This window comes from Anaerobacillus sp. 63XJN7_4_ISO-PGPR-S23-413 (assembly GCF_056173725.1).
The window spans coordinates 3,156,927-3,176,325 of the sequence record NZ_CM149688.1 but is presented as its reverse complement, the minus strand read 5'-3'; the positions used below and the strand labels follow the sequence as shown (position 1 = coordinate 3,176,325).

General features: G+C 40.6%; 15 protein-coding genes. 9 read left to right on the top strand and 6 right to left on the bottom strand.

Translation table 11 applies throughout. The annotated features are described in order from the left end of the window. Positions 1 to 34: 34 nt before the first annotated feature. Positions 35 to 1,537, bottom strand: coding sequence for a hypothetical protein (locus AC0VYO_RS16715; RefSeq protein WP_475365657.1), 1,503 nt, complete (start codon positions 1,535 to 1,537; stop codon positions 35 to 37). A 131-nt stretch (positions 1,538 to 1,668) separates the two neighbouring features. Between AC0VYO_RS16715 and AC0VYO_RS16710 the strand changes: the two genes are divergently transcribed. Next, entirely contained in the window at positions 1,669 to 3,486 is a 1,818-nt protein-coding gene (locus AC0VYO_RS16710) for a terpene cyclase/mutase family protein (RefSeq protein WP_475367826.1), read from the top strand. Positions 3,487 to 3,528: 42 nt separating this feature from the next. On the opposite strand, the gene speD is transcribed toward AC0VYO_RS16710, so the two are convergent. Continuing rightward, positions 3,529 to 3,921, bottom strand: coding sequence for an adenosylmethionine decarboxylase (gene speD / locus AC0VYO_RS16705; RefSeq protein WP_194219625.1), 393 nt, complete (start codon positions 3,919 to 3,921; stop codon positions 3,529 to 3,531). A 177-nt stretch (positions 3,922 to 4,098) separates the two neighbouring features. On the opposite strand from speD, the gene AC0VYO_RS16700 reads away from it, so the two are divergent. The 5 genes from AC0VYO_RS16700 to AC0VYO_RS16680 all read left to right on the top strand — a co-directional run bounded on the left by AC0VYO_RS16700 (position 4,099) and on the right by AC0VYO_RS16680 (position 11,842). Next, positions 4,099 to 5,469, top strand: a complete 1,371-nt coding sequence (locus AC0VYO_RS16700) for an aldehyde dehydrogenase (RefSeq protein ID WP_430241882.1) — start codon at positions 4,099 to 4,101, stop codon at positions 5,467 to 5,469. Between the two features lie 109 nt (positions 5,470 to 5,578). Next, the gene (locus tag AC0VYO_RS16695) at positions 5,579 to 6,535 is read left to right on the top strand and encodes an aminoimidazole riboside kinase (RefSeq protein WP_475367825.1); all 957 of its coding nucleotides are present in this window, start codon (positions 5,579 to 5,581) and stop codon (positions 6,533 to 6,535) included. A 117-nt stretch (positions 6,536 to 6,652) separates the two neighbouring features. Next, positions 6,653 to 7,705, top strand: a complete 1,053-nt coding sequence (locus AC0VYO_RS16690) for a M20/M25/M40 family metallo-hydrolase (protein WP_475367507.1) — start codon at positions 6,653 to 6,655, stop codon at positions 7,703 to 7,705. Between the two features lie 360 nt (positions 7,706 to 8,065). Continuing rightward, on the top strand, positions 8,066 to 9,817 hold the full coding sequence (locus tag AC0VYO_RS16685; protein WP_475365655.1) for an ABC transporter ATP-binding protein: 1,752 nt from the start codon (positions 8,066 to 8,068) through the stop codon (positions 9,815 to 9,817). Beyond that, complete coding sequence (locus AC0VYO_RS16680; RefSeq protein WP_475365654.1) at positions 9,818 to 11,842, top strand: ABC transporter ATP-binding protein; 2,025 nt, start codon at positions 9,818 to 9,820, stop codon at positions 11,840 to 11,842. It begins immediately after the preceding gene. Between the two features lie 189 nt (positions 11,843 to 12,031). Here the strand turns inward: AC0VYO_RS16680 and AC0VYO_RS16675 are convergent, their stop codons facing one another. From AC0VYO_RS16675 to AC0VYO_RS16660, 4 genes are all read right to left on the bottom strand, one after another. Then, the gene (locus AC0VYO_RS16675) at positions 12,032 to 12,748 is read right to left on the bottom strand and encodes a thermonuclease family protein (protein WP_430241890.1); all 717 of its coding nucleotides are present in this window, start codon (positions 12,746 to 12,748) and stop codon (positions 12,032 to 12,034) included. A gap of 309 nt (positions 12,749 to 13,057) precedes the next feature. Then, positions 13,058 to 13,438, bottom strand: a complete 381-nt coding sequence (locus AC0VYO_RS16670) for a hotdog fold thioesterase (protein ID WP_226614868.1) — start codon at positions 13,436 to 13,438, stop codon at positions 13,058 to 13,060. 225 nt (positions 13,439 to 13,663) lie between these two features. Continuing rightward, positions 13,664 to 14,596, bottom strand: coding sequence for a 1,4-dihydroxy-2-naphthoate polyprenyltransferase (locus tag AC0VYO_RS16665; RefSeq protein ID WP_430241904.1), 933 nt, complete (start codon positions 14,594 to 14,596; stop codon positions 13,664 to 13,666). Positions 14,597 to 14,856: 260 nt separating this feature from the next. After that, positions 14,857 to 15,144: a hypothetical protein gene (locus AC0VYO_RS16660; protein WP_194219658.1), complete on the bottom strand. Its 288-nt coding sequence runs from the start codon at positions 15,142 to 15,144 to the stop codon at positions 14,857 to 14,859. Positions 15,145 to 15,416: 272 nt separating this feature from the next. Between AC0VYO_RS16660 and AC0VYO_RS16655 the strand changes: the two genes are divergently transcribed. Genes AC0VYO_RS16655 through menH form a run of 3 tightly spaced genes read left to right on the top strand, consistent with a single transcriptional unit; the run spans position 15,417 to position 19,385 of the window. Next, a complete protein-coding gene (locus tag AC0VYO_RS16655; RefSeq protein WP_430241893.1) occupies positions 15,417 to 16,820 on the top strand; it encodes an isochorismate synthase in 1,404 nt (467 codons plus the stop codon). Further along, positions 16,813 to 18,564 (top strand): 2-succinyl-5-enolpyruvyl-6-hydroxy-3-cyclohexene-1-carboxylic-acid synthase, encoded by a 1,752-nt coding sequence (menD, locus tag AC0VYO_RS16650; protein WP_475365652.1) that lies wholly within the window; start codon positions 16,813 to 16,815, stop codon positions 18,562 to 18,564. The genes AC0VYO_RS16655 and menD overlap by 8 nt, the downstream gene beginning before the upstream one ends. Further along, on the top strand, positions 18,561 to 19,385 hold the full coding sequence (gene menH, locus AC0VYO_RS16645; RefSeq protein WP_475365651.1) for a 2-succinyl-6-hydroxy-2,4-cyclohexadiene-1-carboxylate synthase: 825 nt from the start codon (positions 18,561 to 18,563) through the stop codon (positions 19,383 to 19,385). The genes menD and menH overlap by 4 nt, the downstream gene beginning before the upstream one ends. Positions 19,386 to 19,399 lie beyond the last annotated feature (14 nt).

Here is a 19,399-nt window from a genome sequence, read left to right as displayed (position 1 = left end):
ATGCCCATTAAAGCGGGCATCCTCTTTTTGATTATTATAAAATATAAGGTCCTAACAAGAAAATGAGTATTCCAAGATTTAATCCTAGCTGATAAGAAGTACGCTGAAGAATGGTCCATTCTTGGTCCTGTCCTATTCGACTGATGATGAAAGAGACAAGGAAGATAATCACTGGCCAGACGTATGGAGCTCCTTCAAACGTAAGATAGGTAGGGGCAAGGTTTTGAAAGGGGCCGTCAAGAATCGAAGGTAAGAAAATCATCTGGGACCCAACGCAAAGGAGGACAATTGTCCATTCTACCCAGCTCTTATCCTGCTCAACTGCAGTTGTATTTGCAAAATATAAGTACATTAAAGCAACTGCCGGTAGAATCAGAAAACCAAAGGAAAAAGCTAGCATTGCGAACATACCTACAATTGCTGTGAATGTATAATAAAGAGCGAATTTCAGATCATCTTTTGACGTTTCATTACTGCTCTCAATTACGGTTGAATCAGTAGATGCCCCATGTAAAACCAGGCCATTGTCTTCTTGGTCCATCCAAACTAGCGATTGATCTGTAATCGAAACAGGTCGTATCGAAAGTTCCTCACTTGTACTTCTTCTAGAAGCCACCCATTCTCCATCCTGGCGAGATGCTTCATAAATACTTATAACAGAACGTTTCGGAGATATTTCGCCGTCTGCACTAAACAACAGATGAGGTTTTCCATCTACTTTAGTTAAAGAGAAATAGTTAGGCCTTGGGAAGCTATCTCCTGTTTCAACATTAGTGATTTTCAAGAGGTTAACTTTAGCCTCTTCTCCACTAATACTTTCGCCGAAGTAAGTGTTAATCACTCTTGTTCCCTGTCTTGTTGCACTAACTGTATATGTAAACGTCAAGGTTTCATCTACCTGGATCATCTGGAGATTGCTGTATAATTCTCCTGACGAGAGAGGGGTTTCGTGAATAATAACTGGTTCTTTGCCCGGGTCAAATGTTAGAAATTGATTTGTATCTTCTGATTGAACATAAAGAAATAACTGTCCATTTTCTGCAAAGGTTCCACCTTTTATGTATTGAGGTAACTTCGTTTCTGAATCAATTGTTCCTTCTGGAGAAATGGCGTAAACCGTGTGGCGTGACCAGGCTATAACCCCATCATTTGATGCATTTATACCTTCAATCTTATTCAGGATGGATTGCTCTTCTCCATTTCGAGCATAGATAATTTCATCCTTTTTTTTGTAAATGGCTTGTTTATCATCAACATAGAAAGAGTACCCTTCAGGAATAACATACTCGAGATTTTCTGAGGATGTTTCAAGCTGTTCGTTTACGACGACTTTTCGCACAGGATCGCCGCTGAAATATAGCGTACTTACTTCTTCTTCATGTTCCACAAACATTTCACTATCCTCAGCTGCTACGTCTAAAGCAATTGTTCTACTCCATTCTTCGTCGGGTTTTTCTTGAAGAATTGACAGCTGATGGAGAAAAATTAATAACAAAATAACGAGGCCAGTTAGTATGGGAAGCCCAAATTTTTTCATTCAATCACTCCTTATTCCTTACATACGTTTGAATTTTACACAAGTTTCAAAAAATTTACAATAAGTTTTAGTTTGAATCGCCAAAAGATTTCGTGAATACAATACGGTAGCTAAATTCAGGGGGTACCGTTATGGATATGAAGAGGGTGAATGAGAGAATAGATGAGTTAGTAAAAGAAGCAGTAAGTCACCAGGAGAAGAATGGCTCATTTCATTACTGTTTTGAGAATAGTCTTCTAACTGATGCAGTTATGATTGTGCTCATAAGAACACTTGGGTTGAAAGAAGAAACATTAGTGGATCAGCTTGTCCATCGTTTGCTGATGAATCAGTCAAGGGGCGGGTATTGGAAGCTATTTGAAGATGATGAAGGGAATCTTTCGGCTACAGTTCAGGCGTATCATAGCCTCCTTTATTCGGGGAAAATAAAGCGGGAGCATCCTCAGATGAAGAAAGCTGAGTTGTATATCCGAAAGTGGGGAGGGATAGAGAGAACGGATTCAATGACTAAAGTTTTTCTAGCATTAAATGGTCATCTGGAATGGCCACAGCTTTTCCATTTTCCGATGTTATTTATGCTTATTCCTGGTTCCTTCCCGGTTTCTTTCTTTGATTTAAGCTCATATGCCCGCCTCCATTTTGCGCCAATCATCTTATGTCAGGATCTACGCTATTCGATTAAGACGAGCTGGACACCTGATCTCGCTCATTTATTAAATGAAGAACGCGTTTTTTCAGACGCTATCAAATCATTATGGGATTCCATAGTTCAATTTCCAGATAATCAGTTGTTCAAAGCAAGAAAGAGAGCTGAACAATATATGTTACAGCGAATTGAAAGTGATGGAACGTTATTAAATTATGCTACTGCCACATTTTTCATGATTTATGCCATGCTCGCCCTTGGTTATGAAAAACAGTCTCCGGTTATTCTACGTGCTATAGATGGTTTGAAGGGGATGTTGTGTTTGTCAGAGAATCATATTCAAAACTCTCCCTCTACGATTTGGGATACTGCTCTAATAACGCATACGCTCCAAGAAGCAGGACTTTCAAGTGTTGATCCTATCATTATGAAGGCAAGTAAATATTTAGGAAGAAATCAACAAACAAAGTTTGGAGACTGGGCGATGGCAAAACAGAATATTATACCTGGGGGATGGGGATTTAGTGAAGGAAACAGTATTCATCCAGATGTAGATGATACGACAGCTGCCCTGAGAGCAATGAAACATGCTTCTTCCTCAAACAGCTGGCAGCGAGGAGTGAACTGGATACTTGCGATGCAAAATAAGGATGGGGGATGGCCCGCATTTGAAACAGACCGTAAAGCTCTTCTATTGAAAGATCTACCGATCGATGGAGCGCAATCTTCTTTTCCTGATGATTCGTCAGCCGATCTTACCGGAAGAACTGTCGAATTTCTATGTAACTTCGCTGGGTTACAACATAATCATCCATCAGTAGTAAGAGGAGTAAAGTGGCTTGTTAGCAACCAGGAGAGTGATGGTTCATGGTGCGGAAGGTGGGGGATTTGCTATGTTTACGGTACATGGGCAGCTGTAACTGGACTGAAGGCAGCGGGGTATAGTGCGTCTTTTCCTGCAATCAGTAAGGGTTTAGAATTTCTTAAAAAGATTCAGCAGGAAGATGGTGGATGGGGAGAATCATGTAAAAGTGATGAACAAAAAAAGTATATTTCTCTTAGCTATAGTACACCTTCCCAAACCGCTTGGGCAGTTGATGCTTTAACAATTTGTGGAGATAAATGTGATGCACTTCATAAAGGAGTAGAGTATCTTACGAAAGGCGCTTTTGAAAATAAAGAACTCACTTATCCAACAGGAGCAGGATTACCAGGTGGCTTTTACGTTCACTATCACAGTTATAAAATGATCTGGCCGCTCCTTGCCCTTGCCCATTACAGACAATTGTTGAATCAGGAGTGAAAGAAAGAGCGGATGCACGATATGCATCCGCTCTTGATCGTTCTACTTTGCTTCGACGCCGCTTTTTTCAACTTCATTCACAGTGATTTCTCCAGTTCCACGAGGAATTTTTACTGTGTGTATCTTCTTCGCTTCAAGTGCTCTTGCAATAGCATTGGTTGCGTCTGAAGGGTCAATTTTGTCCCCGCAAGTATAGACATCTACTGAAGCATATCCGTGTTCAGGGAAACTATGAATGGTAAGGTGGGATTCAGCAATAATAACGGCGCCACTAATTCCCTGGGGCTCGAACGGGTGGAAGACTACGTCTCTAATTTCGGCTCCAGCTTCAAGTGCTGCACTAGCAAAGGTTTCTTCTATATAGACTAAATCGTTTAATTTCTCTTTGTTACAGTTCCACATTTCAGCGATAATATGGTGACCTAATGTTTCGATGGTAATAGCCTCCTTATTGGTTGCATCCTATAGTTTTGATTTTAGTAAATCGTTTTATACAGTTTTCTCCCCCTATGAATGAGATATTTAAACATTAGGAGTGTCTTGATTTGACACCTTATGTTCAAAAGTTTAAACTTAAGAACAATAAAGAGACTTGCCTGAGGAGATGATACGATGGAAGTGATAGAAGAAATAGTAAGAACACAAAGAGAGTATTATTATAATGGAGAAACGAAATCGTATGCTTTCAGAAAACAAAAGCTAGAGACATTAAGAAAAGTCATTAAAGAATATGAACCTGAAGTATTAAAAGCCCTTAAGGAAGATCTTCATAAATCAGAGTGGGAAGCTTATACAACTGAAATTGGTTTTCTGCTTGAAGAAATAAAGTTTACGCTAAAGCATTTAAAGGAGTGGATGAGCCCTGAGAGAGCGAAGTCGCCTGTCACTCATCTTGGTTCTAAAAGTTATGTTCATCGAGAGCCATATGGCGTTACATTAATTATTGCTCCTTGGAATTATCCATTCCAGCTGCAGATTGCCCCTCTTGTTGGTGCCATTGCAGCGGGGAACTGTGCCGTTTTAAAGCCATCGGAACTAACACCCGCAGTGTCTGCTGTGATTGCCAAAATGATTCGAGAAGTCTTTCCGCGAAAGTATATTGCTGTCGTTGAAGGTGGCGTAGATACGAGTACGGAGTTATTAAAGCAATCGTTTGATCATATTTTCTTCACAGGAAGTGTTCCTGTCGGAAAAATTGTGATGGAAGCTGCGGCTAAACAACTTATACCGGTAACGCTTGAACTTGGCGGAAAGAGTCCGGCCATAGTAAATAAAGATGCTAATTTAAACTTAGCTGCTAAACGAATCATGTGGGGTAAATTCACAAATGCTGGACAAACGTGTATCGCTCCAGACTATTTATACGTTCATCGTGATGTAAAGAAAGCATTGTTAGAACAAATGGCTCAAGTCCTGGTTGAATTCTACGGAGAAGATCCATTGTCTGATCAGAAATACGGTCACATCGTAAGTGATCGTCATTTCCAAAGATTAAAAGAATTCCTAAATGATGGTGACGTATTAATAGGTGGGCAACATAAAGAAAAGGAACGTGTCATTGCCCCAACAATTATGGATAATGTGTCTTGGGAAGATCCTGTCATGCAAGAAGAAATCTTTGGTCCGATCCTTCCTGTTCTTGAATTCACAGATATTCATACTGTGATTGATGATGTACGCAGACGCCCAAAGCCACTTGCTCTTTATTTTTTCTCAGAATCTGAAAAAATGCAAGATTTGATCACTTCTTCTATTTCTTTTGGAGGCGGATGTATGAACGACACGTTAATGCATATCGTCTCACCTTATCTACCATTTGGTGGTGTTGGTTCAAGCGGTACTGGAAGCTATCATGGTCAAGCGAGCTTTGAAGCATTCTCTCATCAGAAAAGCATTGTGAAACAAACAACGAAATTCGATTTTGCATTTCGTTATCCCTCTGCTAAAAACGGGCTAAAAATGATAAAAAGGATCATGGGATAACAAGGTTTTTTCTTTAGTGATCTACCGTGTCGTGATATGATTACGAAAAGCAGTACTCGAATCATTCTGAGCACTGCTCTATTCTCGATTAACTTAGGGGGAAGTAGATATGAGTAAAGGTGTTATTAGTCTTGGTGAAGCATTAATTGACTTTATTCCTCTGGACAAGGACAATCTCACGTATCAAAAAAGTCCTGGTGGTGCTCCTGCAAACGTATCCGTTGGACTTGCACGTCTCGGTGTTAACTCCACGTTTCTAGGGAAAGTTGGGGATGATGTCCTCGGACGATTTCTCCAAGAAACGCTAAAAAATTATGGTGTTGATGTATCAACGATGATCCTAACTGAGTCAGCCCGAACCGGAGTTGTCTTTGTTACAAATGCAGAAAACGGAGAGCGTAGTTTTGACTTTTACATAAACCCAAGTGCCGATCGCTTTTTGCATGCAGAAGAAATAAGTGACGATTTATTCGAGCGTCACCGTATCCTTCATTTTGGATCAATTTCAATGATTAGTGAACCTTCTAGAAGTGCAACTAAGGTAGCGGTTGAAAAAGCAAAAGAAAATGGATTAATCATTTCTTATGATCCGAACTTACGACTAGGCCTATGGGAAAGTGAAGAAAGAGCTAAAGAAACGATTGTTTCAATGTTATCAGAGGCAGATATACTAAAACTTTCTGAAGAAGAGCTCACATTCATTACAGGTGAAGAAGCGATCGAAGATGGAATTAAGAAGCTCGCTCATTATCGTATTCCAGTGATCTTTATTACTATGGGTGGTGAAGGTAGTCTCGTTTTCACACCAGACTACTCACTTAGAGTACCTGCTATGAAAGTTAAAGCCGTTGATACAACAGGCGCAGGAGATGCATTTGTTTCTGGCATTTTAAACGGCTTCAATGAATATGAAGGCTCTCTTAGTGATCTATCGCGTGAAGAGCTTGAACGTATGACGCAATTTGCTAGCGTGTCTGGTGCTTTAGCAGCTGCAACGAAGGGTGCAATGACCGCTCTTCCAACGAAAACAGAAGTGGAAGAAATATTATTAAAAGAGTCGAAATAATGAAGCACCCCCGCTAATGTGCGGGGTGTTTTTGTGTACAAGCTCGCCATTGCACAAAACTAGAATGAAGTCTTGCTGTAAGATACAATGAAAAAGGAACTTATAAACTATTCGGAGGTGCATCGTATGAACCGTGATTTTTTATTAGAATTGTTATCAACCGCTTCTCCATCAGGAGCTGAAATGGAAATCCAGCATAAATGGATGGACTATGTAAGAGAGTTTGCAGATGACATTAAAACGGATAACGCAGGTAATGCGATCGGAATTCTTAATCCAGAAGCAGAATTTAAAGTGCTTCTTGCAGGACACTGTGACGAAATTGGATTTATGGTGAAGCAAATTGATCAAAATGGATTTATTCGCGTAGAGAAATTAGGTGGAATTAGTCATAAGCCTGCTATTGGCATGAAAGTAACAATTCTAGGCACACATGGAAAGTTAACAGGTGTATTTGGTGTCAATGCAGAACATCACGGAGGGGCGAAAGAGTTTCATTTCGAAGACCTCTATATTGACTGTGGTGCAGCTACAAAAGAAGAAATCGAGAAGTACGTCCAAATTGGGGACCTCGCAGTCTATAAACGAGAAGTTGAGCACCTCTTAAATGACCGAATTAGTGGAAGAGGATTAGACAACCGGACTGGTTCATTTATCGTAGCAGAAGTTCTTCGTGAAGTAGCCAAGCGTAACCCTAAAGTAGGTGTTTATGCTGTTAGTACAGTGAATGAAGAAACAAACATGGGTGGTGCTTATTTCGCTGGTGCAGGAATCCAACCAACAATGGCCATTGCTTGTGATGTTACATTTTCTTCAGACTATCCTGGAATTGATGCAAGAAAGCACACAGAGGTTGATCTTGGAGGTGGACCTGTTCTTGCGAAAGGCGCTCCAATCAATATAAAAATCAATCAGCTCCTTGAAAAGGCTGCTAAAAAGCTTGATTTGAAACTTCAGTATGAGTTAACACCAAGAATGACAGGGACGGATGCAGATAAGCTTCGTTTAACAGGATACGGTGTTCCTGTATCACTTGTGTCCCTTCCGCTTCGCTATATGCATGCACCGGTAGAAACAGTAAGTTTAAAAGATATGCAGGAAGAAATTGATTTGCTCGTGGAAATGATAGCGGATTTAACAGGCGAAGAAAGTGTGAATCCACTAACTTAAATAATAATATTGACAAAATTGTGACAATAGTGCTAAGATGACAGAGTGAAAAATAACGGTAAAGGAGAGTGTGTGTGATGAGACATATTTTGAAAGATATCCAACAACTAACTTCATGTACTCATAGACGCACTTTGCCAGGGATGTAACCCCTTTGTCACAGTAAAGGAATCGGCGCGCGTCATAGACGTGTGCCCTTTTCTATGTCTTAAGAAGTCATTAGACATAACCGCATGCGGTTATGTCTTTTTTGGTTTCTGAGAAAAGTGACAGTGGGGAAATGAAGTGATCCATGTAAGGAGGATGGTGAAATAGTCAATCAGAAAGCATAACTGTAGGAAAAAGTTAGGAGGGATTAAGTTGTTCTCTATTTTACGGAAATTGAGCTGGTTTTTTAAACAGCATTGGAAACGGTATAGCATTGCTATTGCTTTATTGATTTTTGGGGGTATTCTCGAGGTCATTCCACCAAAATTAATCGGAATGGCCATTGATGAAATAAACGTAGGAAGCTTAACCTGGGAAAGCTTACAAAATTATTTATTTTTTTATGGAGGGTTATTGCTCGTCGTCTATATCGTCACATATATTTGGATGTACCAATTATTTGGTGGTGCCTTTCTAGTTGAGAGGGCGCTCCGATCTAAATTGATGAAGCACCTCCTTAAAATGACGCCATCCTTTTATGAGAAAAACCGAACTGGAGACCTGATGGCAAGGGCCACAAATGATCTAAAAGCTGTCTCCCTTACCGCAGGATTTGGTATTTTAACATTAGTAGATTCAACGATCTTTATGTTTCTTATTTTGATTACAATGGGCGTTCTTATTAGCTGGAAATTAACGCTTGCGGCTATTCTTCCTCTACCCCTTATGGCTCTTGCCATGAATCGTTACGGAAAAATCATTCATAAGCGCTTTACAGCTGCCCAAGATTCGTTCGGAGATATGAATGATCAAGTACTAGAATCGATTGCAGGAGTTCGAGTAACGCGTGCTTATGTACAAGAAAGGGCAGATCAGCAGAAGTTTCAGAACTTAACGGAAGATGTATATAAGAAAAATATTGAAGTAGCAAAAGTAGATGTTTTATTTGAGCCAACTATTAAAGTTCTTGTCGGGATTAGTTATTTAATTGGGTTAGGGTATGGAGCGTATCTCGTTTTTCATAAAGTCCTAACACTCGGAGAACTGGTGTCATTCAATGTGTACCTGGGGATGCTCATATGGCCGATGATTGCGGTTGGAGAGTTGATCAACGTCATGCAGCGAGGAAATGCATCGTTGAACCGTGTCTTAGAGACGCTGTCTCATGAAGAGGATGTGAAAGAACACCATTCTCCTCAATATCTGGATACACCAGGTACGATCGTTTTTGAAGATGTTACTTTTACGTATCCCTCTTCATCTGTTACGAATTTACAAAATGTTTCATTTACTCTGAAGAAAGGCCAAACATTAGGCGTTGTAGGGAGAACAGGTAGTGGGAAAACGACATTACTGAAGCAACTTTTAAGAGAATATCCAGTCGGTAAAGGGAAAATCAAAATTTCTGATGTGCCGATCGAAGAAATTTCTCTCGAAACTCTGCAAAACTGGATTGGTTATGTTCCTCAGGATCAGATGCTTTTCTCAAGGTCGGTGAGAGAAAATCTTCTGTTTGGTAAAAATAATGGAACAGATCAAGACATTGATCGAGTGCTGCGGCTATCCGACTTTAAAAAAGATATACATGTGCTCCCTGAAGGGCTTGAGACGCTTGTTGGAGAAAAAGGCGTCGCTTTATCAGGTGGACAGAAACAAAGGGTATCCATTGCGCGAGCTCTAATGATTAATCCTGAAATATTAATTTTAGACGATGCAATGTCTGCCGTTGATGGAAAAACTGAAGCACAAATTATATCCAATATTCGCAATGAACGTTCTGGGAAAACGACGTTTATAGCCACGCATCGTTTGTCGGGTGTTCAGCATGCTGATTGGATTATCGTTCTTGATGAGGGCAAGGTGATTGAGGAAGGAACTCATAAAGAGCTTCTTTCTAAAAAGGGATGGTATCGTGACCAATTTGACAGACAGCAGCTTGAGGATTCATTGAAGGAGGTGCTGTAAATGAATCGACAGGTAGGAAAGCGATTAGTTAAGTATGCACTGGGTTTTAAGAAAAATATTCTTATTGCTTTACTCTTATTAATGGTAGCTGTTACAGCAGAGCTCTCTGGGCCTTTCATTGCGAAACGTATGATTGATGTCCATATTATGGGGATTGAGTATCCCTGGTATGAAACAGATCAGGGAGAAGAAGCTGTTAAATATGATGGGGACTGGTATAAACGAAGTGATCATTTTGGGAGCGATGAATTTAAAGGAGAGGAAGTAAGGATTCTTCAGGTAGGTCGCGACTACTATTTCGTTGATGAAGCGATCGCATACGATGGAGAACGGTCGGTTGACGACAACCTTATCACGATTCAAAAGGAGGGGGAACAACAATCCTATCAAGCTAAAGAAATAAGCAATGAAGAACTGCTTGCCTTTTATCAACCGCAAATAGAACCGATGGTCTGGTTAATAGCGCTCTACTTTGGGCTTCTATTGTTCGCATCCTTTTTTGAATATGGGCAGGGACTTCTATTGCAAACCTCTGCTAACCGTATTATTCAAAAAATGAGAACGGATGTTTACTCCCAGATTCAGCGTTTGCATATCAACTATTTTGATAATTTACCAGCCGGTAAAGTTGTGGCAAGAATTACGAATGATACGGAGGCAATAAGAGAGCTTTATGTGACGGTGCTCGCAACGTTCTTCACAAGCATCTTTTATATGACAGGGATATTTATTGCCTTATTCTTGCTTGATGTAAAGCTTGCGTTGATTACATTAACGATTGTGCCACTCCTTCTGATTTGGATCTTCGTTTATCGTAAATATGCGTCGAAATTCAATAAGGTCATTCGAACAAGGATTAGTGATATTAACGGAATGATCAATGAATCCATTCAGGGCATGTCGATAATAAGAGCTTTCAAACGTCAAGAGAAGACTGAAGCGGAATTTGAAGAGCTGAATGACAGCCATTTTACTTATCAAAATAAGCTATTGAATTTGAATTCCTTAATGTCACATAACCTTGTGAACATTCTACGGAATATTTCATTTGTAGTATTGATTTGGTACTTTGGGGGAGCTTCATTAACGGCTGGGTCTATTGTGAGTCTCGGTGTTCTTTATGCTTTTGTGGATTATTTGAATCGCTTATTTCAACCCGTTACAAATATGGTGAACCAGCTAGCTAATTTAGAACAGGCTTTAGTAGCGGCGGACAGAGTTTTTGAGCTTCTTGATGAAAAGGGGGAAGATGTATCAGATGGTGAATTTCCTCGTTATGATGGGAATGTCACTTTCGATCATGTTTCGTTTGCATACAAAGCAGAAGAATATGTGTTAAAGGAACTATCATTTGAAGCGAAAAAAGGTCAGACGGTTGCCCTAGTGGGGCATACTGGTTCAGGGAAAAGTTCAATTATGAATTTATTATTCCGATTTTACGATAACCAAAAAGGAACGATCTCTATCGACGGTCAAAATATTCAAGATATTCCAAAACAGCAGTTAAGACAGCATATGGCGATCGTGCTCCAGGATCCATTCTTGTTCACTGGAACGATTGCTTCGAATGTAAGTCTTAATGATTCCTCGATCTCAAGAGAAAAAGTTGAAAAGGCTTTAAAAGATGTGGGAGCAGAGCAGCTGCTTCGATCTCTTCCTAACGGGTATGATGAGGCAGTGATCGAAAAAGGAAGCACGCTTTCTTCGGGGCAAAGACAGCTGATCTCTTTTGCAAGGGCACTAGCGTTTGACCCTGCTGTCTTAATTCTTGATGAGGCGACTTCGAATGTTGATACCGAAACAGAAATGATTATTCAAAATGCGCTGGATATTTTAAAAAAGGGTCGTACCACATTTATCATTGCTCACAGACTCTCAACAATTCGAGAGGCTGACCAAATCCTTGTTCTTCACCAAGGTGAAATCGTTGAACGAGGCGATCATGATCAATTGATGAAGCAAAAGGGAAGGTACTTCCAAATGTATCAGCTTCAACAAGGGAAAAAGGTTGAGCAGGCTGTTTAGTAGATATCAGTAGATGAAATGAATCAAAGCCGTAGCTTAAGCTACGGCTTTGATGTTGGAGGGTGCAAACCCCATTCTTTTTCTATTAGATATGTTAGGTATACTGTTGATTCTCGATCTTTGGCTTATTTTAGTGAACTCTTTATCTCACTCGTCTTTCAGTCTGAAGAGAGTAATAAGTAGTTGCATCTATCGTTGAGAGGGGCGGAATCCAGCTTGTTCGGCTTCATCTGTGTTACAAAACATTTCTTCTGCTTTCGTAATCTCGTAATATGATCCTTCAGGAACGTGGTAAATTTTATCTCCTTTAGAATTAATGTTCCCTTTAATGTCACAACCTTGTTGAGATCCCTTGTCAGTAGATGTGGAGTCAGATGCTTCAAAGGATTCGTTAAATCCTTCTTCGCGAACGTAATCTTCAATACTCCAAATGCCTTTGCCTTCTTCTTGAGCCTTACGCTGAATTTCTTGGAATGTATCAACGTACTTTACGTTTGGCTGATAAATATAAGCAACTCTTGCTAGTCCTTCTTCAAGGAGCATCTCATTAAACATCTGATCGCCAATCCATACGTAAGCAAGCAGTCGACCGTATTTGTCGCGTTCTGAAACATCTATCTCGACACCAATTTCTTTTCCTTCTAGTTGATTCTTAGCAAACTGGGAGGCTTCAGGTCCATAGGGTTGTACAGGTTTACTCGGATGCTTTGTTTCCGGAGTGTCAACGAGAAGGAGTCTAATTGTTTCTTCTCGATCTTCAAGAGTTACTTTCAATGTATCGCCATCAACAACTCGATCCACTGTTGCCGGAATTGTGTTTTCTTTTATTTCTGTATCAGATGTGAGTGTAGCGCATGCAGATAAAAATACGATGATAAAAAGAAAAGGCAGTCTTATTCGTATCATTTGTTACTCTCCTTTCCGTTCCACTTAGGTCTTAGACGCCCATATTAGGCATAATCTAAAAGGGGGGTGATCCAATTGAATCACGGATGTATTTACTGTGAGAAAGAATTGCTCTTCCCGTGGGAACGACGAAGATTGGTTTGCGATGAATGTCATTATGCAATATCAGACACCTATCATGAAGATTATAGAGAAATTGGTGAAAGAAAAATAGAACAGAAAGCCCGTCATTAATGACGGGCTTTTCTTTGAGTGTTCTAGTTCAAGCGTTCCAATATCTCCGTTTCTAAACGCTCGTCTTCGCTTTTCTTAATACCTTTTAACGGCTAGGGTGCAGCGGGATATGCAGATTAGTTCTTCTTGTTCGTCTACGATGTTGATTTCCCACACCATTGTTCTTTTGCCGATGTGGATTGGTTCGGCGATGGCTCGGACGACGCCGTCTTTTTTGCTTCGGAGGTGATTAGCGTTGATCTCCATCCCAAAAGTTGCTTCGTTTTCTGAATCTAGATTAAGTGTGCCGCCTATGCTGGCTGCTGATTCTGCTAGGGCTACTGATGCGCCACCGTGAAGAAAGCCAAGTGGTTGATGAGTGCTTGGTCCAACTGGCATTTCGAGAACAACTTTTTCAGGTGTTAATGTAATGGCTTTAATGCCGAGTGCCTCTAACATTGTATTTGCAAATTCCATCGTATTACCCCCATTTTTATGTACTTATTTACAGTATACACGAGGCTAACGTGAGAAAAAGAGAAAAGTTAGCGATCGATAGGCTGTAGCATTTCTAAATAAACTCCTTTTTACTTTCATTCAGAGAATAGAGGATTATTTTCACGAATTTATGCAAAGGTGAGGGAGTGGTTCATAAATATAAAAAAGTCAGAGACCAAATGGATCTCTGACTTTCTCATCGTGTTAAATGAAATAGGCTAATAATAAACCAATGGCCATTAACAGTCCGAATTGTGTATGCATTTGAGCAGTTGCTTGCATAGCAGGCATCATGTGAGCTGCTTTTGTTTTTCCTTCAAATAAGCGGATGGCTTTAAATGCTTTAGGGATGCTTAATATTATCAACAAAAGCCATAAAGATGAATCAATTGTAATAATAAGTCCAACCACCCAGAGGTAGGATACGATAAACATACCTTCTAAAAATGTTACAGCCTTATCATGTCCGAGAAGAATCGCAAGTGTTTTACGTCCTTTTTCCTTGTCGCCTTCTAAGTCACGAATATTATTCGCCATGAGGATACCGCCAACTAGAATGGATATAGGAATCGAAACGAGAATGCTTTCAAACGTAATCACACCTGTTTGAATAAAGAAAGAAAGTAATACAAGTATTAGTCCCATAAATACACCAGCAGCAATTTCACCAAATGGTGTGTAGGCGATTGGATACGGACCGCCAGTGTAAAAGTACCCTGCTGCCATGCAGATTGTTCCAATAACCGCAATCCACCATGTTGTAAGGACACAGATATAAACACCTAAAAGAATCGCAATGCCGAAGAAAATAAAAGCAAGGTTTAATACTGTTCTTGCACTAACACCATCTCGTACGATAGCGCCCCCAATTCCTACACTCCCAGCGTGATCGAGACCCCTTTTGAAATCATAGTATTCATTAAACATGTTTGTTGCAGATTGAATAAGAATAGATGCGATCATCATCGCCATAAACAATCCAAAATGTAATGTATGACTTTGAAGGGCAAGCATTGTGCCCAGAAAAACCGGGACGAAGGAAGCAGTTAATGTATGCGGCCTGAGTAAACGCCACCATACCTGCCATGTTGGTTTTGAAGGCGTGACTTTGTTCAGCTTATCGTTGCTGTTATTCATACGCTCTTCCATATAATTGTGTCTCTCCCTTTAGTAATAAACTTCTTATAAATTCCCCTTGTGACCATTATAGTTTAAAAAAATGGATAAGGGGTGTCAATCCTTTTGTCAATATCAAGAAGTCTCTGTCAATAGAGGAAAGTAGCGAATTTCCCTTCAAACGAAAGAGAAATGAAGGTTATTCTAAGTTTGAGGTGGGTAAAAGTAGTTATTCTTCCATTCAAAAACGATCCTTCGTTCGAAGGATCGTTTTTGAATGATTAATAATATGGGTAAGGATATGGGTATGGTCTGAAGAACGCAATACTTCCTAGTCCTACTCCTAAAAGACCGCCAAGAAAACCTCCTGCAAGTGCTCCGAAGAAAAACATGCCTGGTCCTTCGGGATGTTGTGGTCCGTCACAATTGCGATTTAAAGGGCGGATATAAACAAATTCATTATCAACTTCTTCAACGTGACCTCTATGCAATTGACCGTCATGACACTTGATTTCAACACATTGTCCTATGTGTTGACGACAAACCCCATGGTAATAGTGTCTGGACAATATAGACCCTCCCTTATGCATTAGTTTATAAACGACTGCAAAGCAGCGTCTACTTTTATCAGTGTATGCTCACTATTTTTTTTGCTAAGGGCACTTGCGGAACATTAAAATGGTTTTTTTCTATGAGATGGGGAATCTATACATAAGAACCATTCATACGGTTAAACAGCTTCGTTGACAGTCTTAGCCAGACAGGTGTATCCTTTAATTAACTGTGGCCGAGGCTAACTCGGTCTGCTTTTGCATGGACAGAAAGTTGGGGGGAGAAGACGGTGTCTACAATACAACATCAAGAATTATTTAGCCTGCTTCATCAAGGTGTAAGTAAGGCAGAAAAGCGGGGAACGTCCGTGCTTGTTAGTCAGGTGCTATCAGTAGCTGCTGTCGATCCCCTCTCCTTTTATGCTGCAGGTTCGTTTACTAACGAGAATGATCGAACATTCTGGTCGGACCCTGAGAATGACACGACAATAGTGGGCCAGGGTTGTGTGAAGCAATTTGAGGCTCAAATCGATCGTTTTCGTTCAATTGAAAGTGATTGGCAAACTTTTTTAGAACAAGCGATCATAGAGGGGGCTCCTTCAAGGCCAGGTGTTGGACCGGTTCTGTTAGGTGGGTTTTCATTCGATCCAACTGCCCCAGATAGCGGTGAATGGGATTCCTTTCCTAAAGGCGGGATGGTTCTTCCAGAATTAATGTTGACTTCAGCTGGAAACCATGCTTGGCTCACACTCAACGCAATTGTTAGCGCAGGAGATAATGTGGAAGTTATATCTGAAGCGCTTTTAGATAAGCATGATCGTCTTTTTGAGAAGCTTACGTCTCATGCCTATGCAGATGTCGATGCTATTTCAATAGAAGAAATACGACCTCAGGAATGGAAAGAAACGGTCAGAAGTGCTGCTGCTAATATTAGAAATGGCCATCTTGATAAAGTCGTTTTAGCGAGAGAAATTAAGCTCCAGTCGACTCAAAACTTTTCATCAACCCAAACACTGACAAATTTAAAAAAACAACAAAGTGATAGCTATGTTTTCGCGTTTGAATATGGAGACAAATGCTTTCTTGGAGCTTCACCTGAACGGTTAGTCAAAAGAGATGGACAACAAGTGTATTCGACTTGTCTTGCGGGCTCTATTCAACGAGGTGAATCGAAGGAAATGGATGATGAACTTGGACAAGCACTTCTTCATGATCAAAAGAATCGAATTGAGCATGATCTTGTCGTTCAAATGATTCGATCAGCTATGGAAGAGGAGTGTGAATTTGTTCAGGTACCGTCAAGGCCGGAAATTCTTAAAACGCCTCATATTCAACATTTATTTACTCCTGTTGTAGCAAGGGCTGGTAGAGAGACAAGCCTTTTTCGTATGGTTGAACGGCTTCATCCTACCCCTGCGCTTGGCGGTTATCCTCAAAAGGAAGCCGTAAATGAAATTAAGCGAATAGAGAAGCTTGATCGAGGTTGGTATGCAGGACCTGTTGGTTGGGTTGATTATCAGGGAAATGGAGAATTTGCTGTAGCTATACGCTCTGGTTTACTTAAAGGAGAAGAAGCAACGCTATACGCTGGGTGCGGTATAGTTGGAGATTCTGACCCTGATAGTGAATATGAAGAAACCAAAATGAAGTTTAAACCAATGCTAACAGCTCTTGGAGGTAAGAAATATGACTGACCAGGAAATACTAGCAAGTTACGTAGGGTCATTTGTTGATGAGCTTGTACGTTCAGGTGTTAAACATGCTGTTATTAGTCCAGGATCGCGTTCTACCCCGCTCGCAATGGTCATGGCTGAACACCCGTTACTAAACGTCTGGGTGCACATCGATGAGCGATCTGCTGGTTTTTTTGCGCTTGGCATGGCCAAATCGCATAAGGAACCTGTCGCACTTCTATGTTCTTCAGGTACGGCTGGCGCTAATTACTATCCTGCTGTTATTGAGGCTGCACAATCCAATATACCGTTGATTGTTTTGACTGGCGATCGCCCGCATGAGCTTCGTGATAATGGAGCTCCACAGGCGATTGATCAAATCAAGCTATATGGGGACTATGTGAAGTGGTTTATGGAAATGGCGATGCCTTCTTCCTCTTCAGATTTAAATCGGTATATCAGAACTGCGGCTTCTAGAGCGACAGCCGTTTCTTCCGGTCTCCCTGCTGGACCTGTGCATCTTAATTTCCCATTTAGAGATCCCTTGATACCAGATCTATCCTATTCAGGTCTTTTTTCAGATGGTAGGGAGAATTATGAGCCGTGGGTAAATGCGGCAGATCACATACGTGTTTTAAACGAAGATGCAGTCACAGATTATGCAAACAAATTAGCTGGCAAGAAAGGTATTATTGTGGTCGGACCTCAGGATAACGACGAATTAGCTGAACCGCTATTTGCTCTTGCTGAGGAATTAGGTTATCCGGTTTTAGCAGATCCACTTTCAAAATGTCGGCATATTGATTCTCCTAATCTTGTAGAAGGGTATGACGCCTTTCTTAGGGGCGAGGTGGATTCAGAGCTATACCCTGAAGTAGTGATTAGGTTTGGGGCGATGCCAGTTTCAAAAGCTTATATGCTCTTTATGAAGAGTGTAGCAAGCCCTATTCATATAGTTGTGGATGAGAGAGGATGGAGAGACCCTACTCTTTATAGTTCTGACATGCTTACAGTTTCCTCTGTATCGTTTGTAAACAGTCTTCTTCCTGCTGTGCAAAGCAACAACTCTACTGAGAAGCGGTGGTTACACAAATGGAAGGCCATTAACCAAACGACTCTCACCTTACTTCATGAAGATTTAGGAACTGACGAGCTATTTGAGGGCCATGTGTTTAGAGAATTAGGGAAACTGATGAGTGCGAATGATCTCCTGTTTGTAGGGAATAGCATGCCTATTCGCGATATGGAGAACTTTTTCTTGCCAGAGAATTCTCGACCTACTGTAATGGGGAATCGAGGAGCGAATGGTATTGACGGTATTATTTCAACAGCTCTTGGAGCAAGTACAGCCTATTCTTCTAGCGTGCTGGTGATTGGTGACCTTTCTTTCTACCATGATATGAATGGTCTGCTTCTAGCTAAGCTATATGAGATCAATATGACGGTTATTGTGGTTAACAATGATGGCGGAGGGATTTTCTCATTTCTACCTCAGCGCAAGCAGGAGAAGCACTTTGAGAAACTCTTTGGCACACCACATGGACTAAATTATGAACATGCTGCCGCATTATATGAGGCAAGTTTTGAACGCGTATGGAATTGGGAAGAGTTTAGTTATGCGTATGAGAAAAGTCAGAATCACCATGGGCTAAGCATAATTGAAGTTCCAACTGATCGTGATGCCAATCTTAGGCTTCATCGAGAGATGTTCGCGAAGGTTTCGAAGGAAACAGCAATAGTCCTGCAGGAGAGTTTTAAATCATGATTTATACCGTTGGTGGACAACCTTTTCATGTCGAAATCGCAGGAGAAGGAGAACCTCTTCTATTATTGCATGGATTCACAGGATCGAGTGAGAACTGGTCTTCTTTTATGAAAAGATGGTCCAGGCTATATAAAGTGATTGCAATCGATCTTATCGGTCACGGCGAAAGTGCGAAACCGAATGATGTTTCTCAATATACTATGGAATCTATGGGGAGTTACTTGAAACAACTATTAAATTCACTTGGGATCGATCAACTCCATTTGCTTGGCTATTCCATGGGTGGACGTTTTGCTTTGTCATTTGCTGTCCAGTACCCTCCGCTCATTAAAACGCTTATTCTGGAAAGCAGTTCACCTGGGCTTTCTACGGAAGATCAAAGAAGAGAACGAGTGCAGAAAGACCATGCACTTGCCAGGCGAATTCAGAAGGAAGGTATTGAAGATTTCGTAACCTTCTGGGAATCTCTTCCGTTATTTTCTTCGCAGAAGAAACTTTCACCAAGTATTCAAAGTGAAATAAGAAAGCAGCGTTTGAGCAATACTGAAATAGGACTAGCAAATAGTCTAATTGGAATGGGAACGGGGGCACAGGCTTCCTATTGGAGTGTGTTAGAGAAGATAACCTTTCCAGTCCTTCTAATAGTTGGGGAGTACGATCAGAAGTTCATTTCAATTGGGAAACAGATGAAAAAAAAGATTCCTCAGGCTGATTTTGTGCAAATTATTGGCGCAGGGCATACAATTCATGTAGAAGAACCTGAAATCTTTGATAAAATGGTAGTAGCTTTTCTAAAAAAGCATGCAGATTCTAATCTGTAAATTTTGTTACATAA

Bases quoted from the DNA above. Each gene is read 5' to 3' on its own strand.
- menD (WP_475365652.1), top strand. From the start codon at position 16,813: ATGACTGACCAGGAAATACTAGCAAGTTACGTAGGGTCATTTGTTGAT.
- AC0VYO_RS16700 (WP_430241882.1), top strand. From the start codon at position 4,099: ATGGAAGTGATAGAAGAAATAGTAAGAACACAAAGAGAGTATTATTAT.
- AC0VYO_RS16675 (WP_430241890.1), bottom strand. From the start codon at position 12,748: ATGATACGAATAAGACTGCCTTTTCTTTTTATCATCGTATTTTTATCT.
- AC0VYO_RS16680 (WP_475365654.1), top strand. From the start codon at position 9,818: ATGAATCGACAGGTAGGAAAGCGATTAGTTAAGTATGCACTGGGTTTT.
- AC0VYO_RS16695 (WP_475367825.1), top strand. From the start codon at position 5,579: ATGAGTAAAGGTGTTATTAGTCTTGGTGAAGCATTAATTGACTTTATT.
- AC0VYO_RS16710 (WP_475367826.1), top strand. From the start codon at position 1,669: ATGGATATGAAGAGGGTGAATGAGAGAATAGATGAGTTAGTAAAAGAA.
- AC0VYO_RS16665 (WP_430241904.1), bottom strand. From the start codon at position 14,596: ATGAATAACAGCAACGATAAGCTGAACAAAGTCACGCCTTCAAAACCA.
- menH (WP_475365651.1), top strand. From the start codon at position 18,561: ATGATTTATACCGTTGGTGGACAACCTTTTCATGTCGAAATCGCAGGA.
- AC0VYO_RS16715 (WP_475365657.1), bottom strand. From the start codon at position 1,537: ATGAAAAAATTTGGGCTTCCCATACTAACTGGCCTCGTTATTTTGTTA.
- AC0VYO_RS16670 (WP_226614868.1), bottom strand. From the start codon at position 13,438: ATGGAATTTGCAAATACAATGTTAGAGGCACTCGGCATTAAAGCCATT.